Raw genomic sequence first — 9932 nt, forward strand, 5'->3', positions numbered from 1 at the left:
CCCTTTAACCCGCCATCTTGCGTGCAATGGCGGGTTAAAGGGAACCCGCCCTACGGGCCGTGACGCGATGGGGCAGGGGTCCATTCCCGGTTGGGCAGTTGACGGTCGGGTGCCGGCATCCTATGCCGCTGCCCACCGCCGTCCCAAAACCCGGGCCCGATGAAAAACGACGAAATTCTCACCCTCATCACCGAATTCTGCCGCCGCTCCGACATGGCGGAGACGACGTTCGGCCGCCGCGCCGTCAATGACGGCAAGCTGGTGCACCGCTTACGCGAGGGCAAGCGCATCACCATCGATACGCTCGACCGCATCCAGGCCTATATCGCGACCTCGACGCCGGGCGGGGTGCCGCCACCGCGCGGCCTCGTGGTTCCGCCGGAGAAGCGCGACCCCCGAAGCAATTTCCGCTTTTTCGAGAACCGGCAGAAATACCTGCTGTTCGTCCACACCTGCAGCGAGAAGCGGGTGATCGCGGAACGGGTCGGGCTCGAACTCTCGGCGATTCATCCCCGGCCGCCGGCGCTGCGGGTATTCGACGCCGGTGTCGGCGACGGCACGGTGCTGGCGCGGGTGATGCGGTCGATGCACAGCCGCTTTCCACACATGCCCTTCTATGTCGCCGGCAAGGAACTCAGCCTGGAGGACGTCCGGCTGACCCTCGACAAGGTGCCGGACCGGCTGTTCGAGCACCCCGCGACGGTTTTTGTGCTCACCAACATGCATTACGCCGAAGCGCCCTGGCTGACGCCGGCCTCGCCCGCGGCGGCCGCCGGCATGATCTGGCACGAGGTCGCGCTGCGGGGTGCCGCTTCAGGAGAATTCGAAAGCCAGATCAGTGAGTTGGCTCCGTTTCTTGAACAGAATTGGCGGGCCAGTGTCAGCCCGCGATCGGGCATGCCGATCTATGAGCGCCCGGTGGCGCTGGTGCTCTACCGCGAGGACCACCGGTTCCTGCTCGATTCGGTCATCCCCCGGGCGGGCCGTTCGGAGGCGAATTTCGACATGGTGATCGCTTCCCAGCCCTATCGGGCCAAATCCTCGGTGAATTTCCGGGCCAAACGCATCATCGCCCCGCTGGCGCGGGCGCTGCGGGCCGGGGGCCGTTTGATCGGGATTCACTCCCACGGGCAGGATCCGGGTCTCGAGATCATCCAGGCGGTGTGGCCCGGAGAAAATCCTTTCGCCGTGAGCCGTCATGAGCTATTGCGCGCGGTGAAATACGAGCTGGGGCCGGCGGCGCGCGACCTCAACTTTAATGCTTATGCCGATAACCGCTCGATCTTCCGGTATGATATGGAGGCGCTGCCCAACGAGGTCACCGGCTCGATTGGAACCTCGACGGCGTTTGCGGCGTGGAACGCGGCGGTGTATGTCGCCCAGATCGAAGATGACCGGTTGACGGAAGTGACTGAAAACGGCCGCACCCTCGATGCCACGCGAGAGGTTCTGCGCAAGCATAACGGGCTTTGGTTTTACGACGAATCCTACGTCATCTCGCGCCGTCGCGACTGACATTCCAGGACACATCAGGAAAGGCCGCGGGAGCGGCGAAAAAAGGGGGTTGGTTGATGCGCGCATCTCATCTGTTCACCTCGGAATCGGTTTCCGAAGGACATCCGGACAAGGTCTGCGACCGTATTTCGGACGAGATCGTCGATTTGTTTTTCCGCGAAGGTCCGAAAGCGGGAGTAGACCCGTGGGCGATCCGCGCGGCCTGCGAGACGCTCGCCACCACCAACAAGGTGGTGATCGCCGGCGAAACCCGCGGTCCCAAATCGGTTTGCAACGACCAGATCGAAAGCGTGGTGCGCGCGGCGATCAAGGACATCGGCTACGAGCAGGAGGGATTTCACTGGGAGACCTGCGACATCGAGATCCTGCTGCATCCGCAATCCGCCGACATCGCGCAGGGCGTCGATGCGCTGCAGCCCGGCACCAACAAGGAAGAAGGCGCCGGCGATCAGGGCATCATGTTCGGTTACGCCACCAACGAAACGGCGGATCTGATGCCGGCGCCGATCTTCTATGCCCACAAGATCCTGCGGCTGATCTCGGAAGCCCGCCACTGCGGCAAGGAGAAGGTGCTGGGCCCGGATTCCAAGAGTCAGGTCACCGTGCATTATGAGCATGGCAAGCCGGTCGGCGTGCGCGAGATCGTGGTCTCGCACCAGCATCTGGTCGAGGACATGACCTCCGAGCAGGTGCGCGAGCGGGTCGAGCCCTACGTGCGCGAGGCGCTGCCGAAGGACTGGATCAACGGCAAGACCGTCTGGCACATCAATCCGACCGGAAAGTTCTACATCGGCGGTCCCGACGGCGACTGCGGTTTGACCGGCCGCAAGATCATCGTCGATACCTATGGCGGCGCGGCCCCGCACGGCGGCGGCGCGTTCTCCGGCAAGGACCCGACCAAGGTGGACCGCTCGGCGGCCTACGCCGCGCGCTATCTTGCCAAGAATATCGTCGCCGCCGGCCTCGCCGATCGCTGCACGCTGCAGCTCGCTTACGCGATCGGCGTGGCGCGGCCGCTGTCGATCTATATCGATACCCACGACACCGGAAAGGTGCCCGAGGACAAGCTCGAATGCGCGGTGGCCGAGGCGATGGATCTGACGCCGCGCGGCATCCGCAAGCATCTCGATCTCAACAAGCCGATCTACGCGCGAACCTCGTCCTACGGCCATTTCGGCCGCACCCCGGACAATCAGGGCGGGTTCTCGTGGGAGAAAACCGACCTCGCCGAGGCGCTGAAGCGCGCGGTGTGACTTTCTCCGTAATTGTCTCGCGTATTCCGGAAAGCATCAGCGCTTTTCGGAATACGCTTTTTAAGGGATCAACCGCATGACCGCCGTCGCCAAGAAGCCCGCCTTTACCGATTACATCGTCAAGGACATGTCGCTCGCCGAGTTCGGCCGCAAGGAAATCTCGCTGGCCGAGACCGAGATGCCGGGCCTGATGGCGACGCGCGAGGAATACGGCCCGAAGCAGCCCCTGAAGGGCGCGCGCATCGCGGGCTCGCTGCACATGACGATCCAGACCGCGGTGCTGATCGAGACGCTGGCGGCGCTCGGCGCCGATATCCGCTGGGTCTCCTGCAACATCTATTCGACCCAGGATCACGCCGCCGCCGCGATCGCCGCCGCCGGCATTCCGGTGTTCGCGGTCAAGGGCGAAACGCTCGCCGAATACTGGGACTACACCGCAAGACTGTTCGACTGGCATGGCGGCGGCACGCCCAACATGATCCTCGACGACGGCGGCGACGCCACCATGCTGGTGCATCATGGCCTGCGCGCCGAGCAGGGCGACGTCAAGTTTCTCGACCAGCCGGGCTCGGAAGAGGAGGAAGTGTTCTTCGCGCTGATCAAGAAGCTCCTGAAAGAGAAGCCGAAGGGCTGGTTCGCCGAGATCGCCAAAAACATCAAGGGCGTTTCCGAGGAGACCACCACCGGCGTGCACCGGCTCTACGAGATGGAGAAGAAAGGCACGCTCTTGTTCCCGGCCATCAACGTCAATGACAGCGTGACCAAATCGAAGTTCGACAACCTCTACGGCTGCCGCGAATCGCTGGTCGACGGCATCCGCCGCGGCACCGACGTGATGATGTCGGGCAAGGTGGCGATGGTCGCGGGTTTCGGCGACGTCGGCAAGGGCTCGGCCGCCTCGCTGCGCCAGGCCGGCTGCCGCGTCATGGTGTCGGAAGTCGATCCGATCTGCGCGCTGCAGGCGGCGATGGAAGGCTATGAAGTCACGACCATGGAGGACGCCGCACCCCGCGCCGACATCTTCGTCACCGCCACCGGCAACAAGGACATCATCACCATCGAGCACATGCGCGCGATGAAGGACCGCGCCATCGTCTGCAACATCGGCCATTTCGACAACGAGATCCAGATCGCAGGGCTGCGCAACCTGAAATGGACCAACATCAAGCCGCAGGTCGACGAGATCGAATTCCCCGACAAGCACCGCATCATCCTGTTGTCGGAAGGCCGCCTGGTGAATCTCGGCAACGCCATGGGCCATCCGTCCTTCGTGATGTCGGCCTCCTTCACCAACCAGACGCTGGCGCAGATCGAATTGTGGGCCAACAACAAAGGCGGCAAATACGAAAAGAAGGTCTATGTGCTGCCGAAGACGCTGGACGAGAAGGTGGCGCGGCTGCACCTCGCCAAGATCGGCGTCAAGCTGACCGAGCTGCGCAAGGACCAGGCCGACTATATCGGCGTCAAGCCGGAAGGCCCGTTCAAGTCGGATCATTACCGGTATTGAGATTCAGTGGCTGTCATTGCCGGGCTTGATCCGGCCAATCCATCGAAGACGATGGATACGCGGGTCAAGCCCGCGTATGACAAGCGATACAGGTGATCCGCCGGTCTTTGTCTTGCCGGGCCGGCGAACGCGGAGATCGCAATGTCAACCGAGCATTTCGACGTCCTGATCGTCGGCGCCGGCCTGTCCGGCATCGGCGCCGGCTATCATTTGCAGGAAAAATGCCCGGGCAAACGCTACGCGATCCTCGAGGGTCGCGATTGCATCGGCGGCACCTGGGACCTGTTCCGCTATCCCGGCGTCCGCTCCGACTCGGACATGTTCACGCTCGGCTATTCGTTCCGGCCATGGACCGAGCCGAAGGCGATCGCCGACGGGCCGCGGATCCTGAATTACGTGCGCGAGACCGCCGCCGACAACGGCATCGACAAGAAGATCCGCTTCCATCATCGCGTCAAGCGGGCGTCGTGGTCATCGCCGGATGCGCGTTGGACCGTGGAAGCTGAACGTAACACGGGCGAGGGCACCGCCGAGTTCGTGCGCTTCACCTGCGATTTCCTGTTCATGTGCTCCGGCTATTACAAATACGAAGAGGGCTATACGCCGGAGTTTGCCGGCACCGCGGATTTCGCCGGGGCCATCGTGCATCCGCAGCGATGGCCCGAGCACCTCGACTACGCCGGCAAGCGCGTGGTCGTGATCGGCTCCGGCGCCACCGCGGTGACGCTGGTGCCGGAGATGGCGAAAACCGCAGCGCATGTCACCATGCTGCAGCGCTCGCCGACCTATGTGGTGGCGCGGCCGGCGGAGGATGCGCTCGCCAACAAGCTGCGGCGCAAGCTGTCGGCCAAGCTCGCCTATCATCTGATCCGCTGGCGCAACGTGCTGCTCGGCATGTATTTCTTCCAGCTCTCCAGACGCAGGCCCGAACGCGTCAAGCAATGGATCCTCGGCGGCATCAGGATGGCGCTCGGGCCGGACTACGACGTCGCCACCCATTTCACGCCGCGCTACAATCCGTGGGACCAGCGGCTGTGCCTGGTGCCGGACGGCGACCTGTTCCGCGCGATCAAGGAAAATCGCGCTTCCGTCGTCACCAACCGGATCGACACCTTCACCAAGGATGGTATCCGGCTGAAGGACGGCAGCGAACTTTTGGCCGACATCATCGTCACCGCCACCGGGCTGAACCTGCAGGTGCTCGGCGGCCTCGAAATCAGCGTCGACGGCCGCAAGGTCGATTTCGCGAGGACGCTGAACTACAAGGGCATGATGTATTCGGACGTGCCTAATCTGGCGTCGGCGTTCGGCTATACCAACGCGTCCTGGACGCTGAAATGCGACCTGACCTGCGAATATGTCTGCCGCCTGATCAACTACATGGACCGGCACGGCTACCGGCAATGCGTGCCGCACAATCTCGATCCCACGATCTCGGAACTGCCGTCGCTGGATTTCACGTCCGGCTATGTTCAGCGCTCGATCGCGAAAATGCCGAAGCAGGGCTCGAAGCGGCCGTGGCGGCTCTACCAGAATTACGCGCTCGACATCGTCACCCTGCGCTACGGCAGGGTCGATGACGGCGTGATGCAGTATTCGTGACCAATTCCTGCGTCCGAGGGCCTGCAGGCGATGGCGCGCGCCTGAGGCCTAACAAGCGCGTGTTGGATGACGATTGCCTGGCCGCTCGGCGCAAGCTCATGCCGAACCCGGCGACGCCTCGCCGGGCGAGCGCTCTGGCAGAGACCAAATCGGACGCGCGTATCGACGACCTGGCGCTGGTCCCGGTTCTTTCTTACTTGGATGGCTTCATTGAGTCAGGCGAGCAACCCTTGACAGTTTTGAATGCGGCCTCGGCCTGAGCTTTGGATTCGTAAGGGCCGCCGCCCGCAACTTTATCCATAGTCGGCTTGTTTTCCACGACGATGCACTTCTTCGCCGCATCATCCCAATCGACGTAGTACTTGGTGCCCGAGACTTGCGCCTGCGCAGAAGTCGTCGCCAGCGCTGCGAACACAACCAATGAGTAAAGCTTTTTCATTGCGTTTCCTCCCATTCAAAACCAGTCATGTTCAGGAATCTCCCGGTCCCGATCACCTGCAACCACGGAAGCTACAGAACCACGGTTCAAGCATAATGCGTCACATTTCGGCTCCGACAGCCCCGGACGCACCTCATATCAATCCGGTCGACCGCGCCGGGTGGCAGCATCTCAACCAGTATACCGTAAATCGAACGATTTGCAGCGCCTCATTGCGGGGCGCCGCCACGGCCGCGACGGCGACAGCCGGTGGCGAGTTTGCAATGGCGGGCCATGGCACGCACCGCCGAAACTGCCGAAAGCTCGATCGGGAAGCGAAAAAAACGTTGTCGAGCCGCCGGACTAGCCGGATATCCCTGCGCTGGTCGCCGCGAGGCTGCTGCCTGTATCGGGAAGCCGATGGAATCCCGGCGAATTGACGTCGATGCCGTGGTCGCGTTGTCCGATTGCGGCCGCGAGGTGGTCGCTGCCTTTATCCGCAGGCTCAATCTCGCCGGCGTCAAGGCCGACCCCAAGCGCCTGACGTTCAAGGGCCTGAAGGCCATGGCACGAGGCTGAGCGCCGCTCAAAGAGGGGGTTTTCGCCAGCAATCCGTCAACGTTCCCCGGGGCTGCCGCGAGCGTTTTCCGGCGCCGTGAGCACCTCGCCGAATTTGAAAATTGACCATTTTGTGGCTATTCTCGTCTCGGCTGAGTGAGCAGGGGCGTAACCGTCGTGATGAACAGCATAAAATCCAGGCCGCTGGGGGCAATACTCGCATTCGCTTGCACGAACTTGGCCGCGTCGGCGCAGCCAGCTCCGCGAGCGACATTTACCGAACAGCAGCTCGACCGCGCCGTTCAGCAGCAAGTGCTCACCAATAGCGCGGCACAGGCGCTCAACGGGGGCGATGCGGGGACGGCAATGCTGCTTGCGTTGGAAGCGGTTGGAGACGGCTTCGCCGATCTCAAGCCGCATTACGCCTGGCGGGCGGAAACCGTGCTGTCCGCGGGCATCGAGGCCTCGCAGGAAGTCGCGGTTTTGTCCGGGCATGCGGATTGGGTTGTATATGCCACGTATAGTCCTGATGGCCGGCGCATCGCGACGACGTCCTGGGATAACACGGCGGGTATCTGGGACGCCGAGACGCATACGCAGATCGGCGCGCTGACGGGTCATACCGGGTCAATCTATTCCGCGGTATTCAGCCCGGACGGGCGGCGGATCGTGACCGCGGGCCGCGACAAGACGGCGCGGATTTGGGATACCCGGACATTCAGGCAGATCGCGGTGATTACCAGACACACCGAAGGCGTGGCCTTTGCATCATTCAGTCCCGACGGCCGCCGCGTCATAACAGCATCGGATGACCTGACCGCCCGGATCTGGGATACCGATACCGGTGCGGAGATCGCCACCTTGCGACACGATGCGCAAGTCTACAGCGCAAGATACAGCCCCGACGGCAAACGCCTGCTGACCTCCGGCAAGGACAACACCGCGCGAATCTGGGATGCTGAAACCTACCAGCAGGTCGCCGTCCTCGCGGGACATGACAACGTGGTCTATTCGGCCGAGTTCAGTCCGAACGGGAAGCTGATCGCGACGTCCTCCTGGGACACCACGGCCCGGCTCTGGGACGCGGAGACGTTTCAGCAGATTGCGGTCTTGACGGCGCACAACGACCCCGTGGTGCGCGTTGCCTTCAGTCCGGACAGCCGCCGGCTGGTCACCGCGTCGATCGACCGAACCGCCCGTGTCTGGGACGTCGAAACGCGACAGCAGACTGCGTTGCTCGCAGGGCACCAGGAAGCGGTGTGGAGCGCCGCATTCAGTCCGGACGGCCGGCATATCGTGACCGCTTCTCCCGACATGACCGCGCGCATCTGGGATGTCGAGCCGCATCCCCAGCTTGCGATACTCGAAGGCCATGGCGGTCCGGTCTGGGGCGCGGCGTTCAGCCCGGACGGCCGGCGCGTCGTGACGACATCCGCCGACAAGACCGCGCAGGTTTGGGATGCGCAAACCGGGCGGAAGATCGCGGTTCTGGCCGGTCATCAGGATCTCGTCCACAGCGCAGCTTTCAGTCCGGACGGCCGGCGGATCGTGACCGCCTCCAACGACAGGACGGCGCGGGTTTGGGACGCTGAAACCTATCAGCAGATACTCGAGATCCGGGGCCACGCCGCCGACGTGAACAAGGCCTCGTTCAGTCCCGACGGACGCCGCATCGTGACGGCCTCCTCCGACAAGACCGCGAGAATTTGGGACGCCGAAACCGGCCAGCAAACGCTGGTGCTGGCTGGACACGCGGGCACCATGGGACGGTCCGAAGCCACCGCCGCGTTCAGTCCGGACGGCCGTTATGTTGTGACGACCTGTTCGGACCAGATGACGCTGATATGGGACGCTGCGACCGGCCAGCAAATCGGCCGGCTGAGCCGGCAGGGAAGCGGGTTCACCGGCGCCGAATTCAGCCCCGACGGCCGGCGCATCGTGACCTCGTCCTTCGACAAGGTCGTGCAGATATGGGATGCCCAGACGGAGGAGGCGATCGACGCGTTCGTCTTCCACCACCCGCTCAATGTCGCTTCCTACAGCCCAGATGGCCAGCGGATCGTGGTGACATCCACCGACAGGTCGGCGTGGATCCTGAACGTCACAACCCGTCAGCAAATTGTGCTAAACGGGCATCGCGGTCAGGTGACCAGCGCCGCGTTCAGTCGCGACGGCCACAGGATCGTGACGGCATCCATCGACAAGACGGCCCGCATCTGGCGCATCTTCCCGGCCCGGGATGAACTGATCGAACACGTCAAACAGGCCGTGCTGCGCTGCCTCACGCGCGAACAGCGCGAAAATGCCGCATTGAAGCCGGAGCCGCCGCTCTGGTGCGTCGAAATGGGGAAGTGGCCGTACCAGACCAGGGAGTGGGAGGACTGGCTCACGCTCAAGCGCGCGAACGCGGACCCGCCGCTGCCGGTTTCAAAACCGCTGCCCTGGCCGCGCGGGATGTGACCAAATCCTGCTCGATTTCATTCCCGGCCATTGTGAAGAGACGATCGCATGAGTGAGTGGCAGGCCGTTTGCCCGCTGGCGAACCTGACCGAGGGCGAGCCGTTCGGCGTCGAGCATGGCGACAAGCGCATCGCGCTTTTTCTGATCGGCAGCAAGGTTTACGCGACCGGCGATATCTGCCCGCATAATTTCGCGTTGCTTTCGACCGGATATATCGACGGCAACTCCGTCGTCTGCCCGCTGCACGGCGCCGAGTTCGACATCAAGACCGGCCGTTGCCAGAACGCCCTGTACAAGCGCATTCAGACCTACGACGTCGAGGTGCGCGGCGGGCAGGTGTTCGTCGATCTCGCGGGGCGGGTGAAGGCCTGAGCGCGTGTTGGCCCGATAGCACCCGTCAGCGACACGGCGAGCTACACCTACGACGCGCAGGGCCGCCGCAAGACCAAGACCGTCAACGGCGCCATCACCGTGTTCGTCACCGATGCCGGCAATCGCGAGGTGCTGGAATATGACGGCGCCAGCGGCGCGATCCTGCGCTGGTATTCTTATGGGCTCGGCTCCAACGACGTGCTGAACCAGATGAACGTGGCGGCGGCGACGCGGGTGAGCTTCGTGC

General features: G+C 63.3%; 8 protein-coding genes. 7 read left to right on the forward strand and 1 reads right to left on the reverse strand.

Features of this window, described 5'->3' with window-relative positions:
* The first annotated feature begins 159 nt into the window (after window positions 1-159).
* The 4 genes from WCE35_RS25400 to WCE35_RS25415 all read left to right on the forward strand — a co-directional run bounded on the left by WCE35_RS25400 (window position 160) and on the right by WCE35_RS25415 (window position 5877).
* A complete protein-coding gene (locus WCE35_RS25400) occupies window positions 160-1515 on the forward strand; it encodes a hypothetical protein (RefSeq protein ID WP_424596056.1) in 1356 nt (451 codons plus the stop codon).
* Between the two features lie 56 nt (window positions 1516-1571).
* Window positions 1572-2768, forward strand: coding sequence for a methionine adenosyltransferase (gene metK, locus WCE35_RS25405; RefSeq protein WP_424596057.1), 1197 nt, complete (start codon window positions 1572-1574; stop codon window positions 2766-2768).
* Between the two features lie 76 nt (window positions 2769-2844).
* Complete coding sequence (ahcY, locus tag WCE35_RS25410; RefSeq protein ID WP_424596058.1) at window positions 2845-4275, forward strand: adenosylhomocysteinase; 1431 nt, start codon at window positions 2845-2847, stop codon at window positions 4273-4275.
* Window positions 4276-4416: 141 nt separating this feature from the next.
* Entirely contained in the window at window positions 4417-5877 is a 1461-nt protein-coding gene (locus WCE35_RS25415; protein ID WP_424596059.1) for a flavin-containing monooxygenase, read from the forward strand.
* A gap of 193 nt (window positions 5878-6070) precedes the next feature.
* Here WCE35_RS25415 and WCE35_RS25420 read toward each other — a convergent pair whose 3' ends face one another.
* Window positions 6071-6316: a hypothetical protein gene (locus WCE35_RS25420; protein ID WP_424596060.1), complete on the reverse strand. Its 246-nt coding sequence runs from the start codon at window positions 6314-6316 to the stop codon at window positions 6071-6073.
* 399 nt (window positions 6317-6715) lie between these two features.
* Here WCE35_RS25420 and WCE35_RS25425 point away from each other — a divergent pair, with 399 nt between their 5' ends.
* From WCE35_RS25425 to WCE35_RS25435, 3 genes are all read left to right on the forward strand, one after another.
* Window positions 6716-6874 carry a hypothetical protein gene (locus tag WCE35_RS25425; protein ID WP_424596061.1) on the forward strand — a complete coding sequence of 53 codons (159 nt, stop codon included), beginning with the start codon at window positions 6716-6718 and terminating at the stop codon, window positions 6872-6874.
* Between the two features lie 345 nt (window positions 6875-7219).
* On the forward strand, window positions 7220-9313 hold the full coding sequence (locus WCE35_RS25430) for a WD40 repeat domain-containing protein (protein WP_424596062.1): 2094 nt from the start codon (window positions 7220-7222) through the stop codon (window positions 9311-9313).
* A gap of 48 nt (window positions 9314-9361) precedes the next feature.
* Entirely contained in the window at window positions 9362-9685 is a 324-nt protein-coding gene (locus WCE35_RS25435) for a Rieske (2Fe-2S) protein (RefSeq protein ID WP_424596063.1), read from the forward strand.
* The last annotated feature ends 247 nt before the right edge of the window (window positions 9686-9932 follow it).

The sequence above is a fragment of the Bradyrhizobium sp. genome, assembly GCF_049691595.1.
Taxonomy (GTDB): domain Bacteria; phylum Pseudomonadota; class Alphaproteobacteria; order Rhizobiales; family Xanthobacteraceae; genus Bradyrhizobium.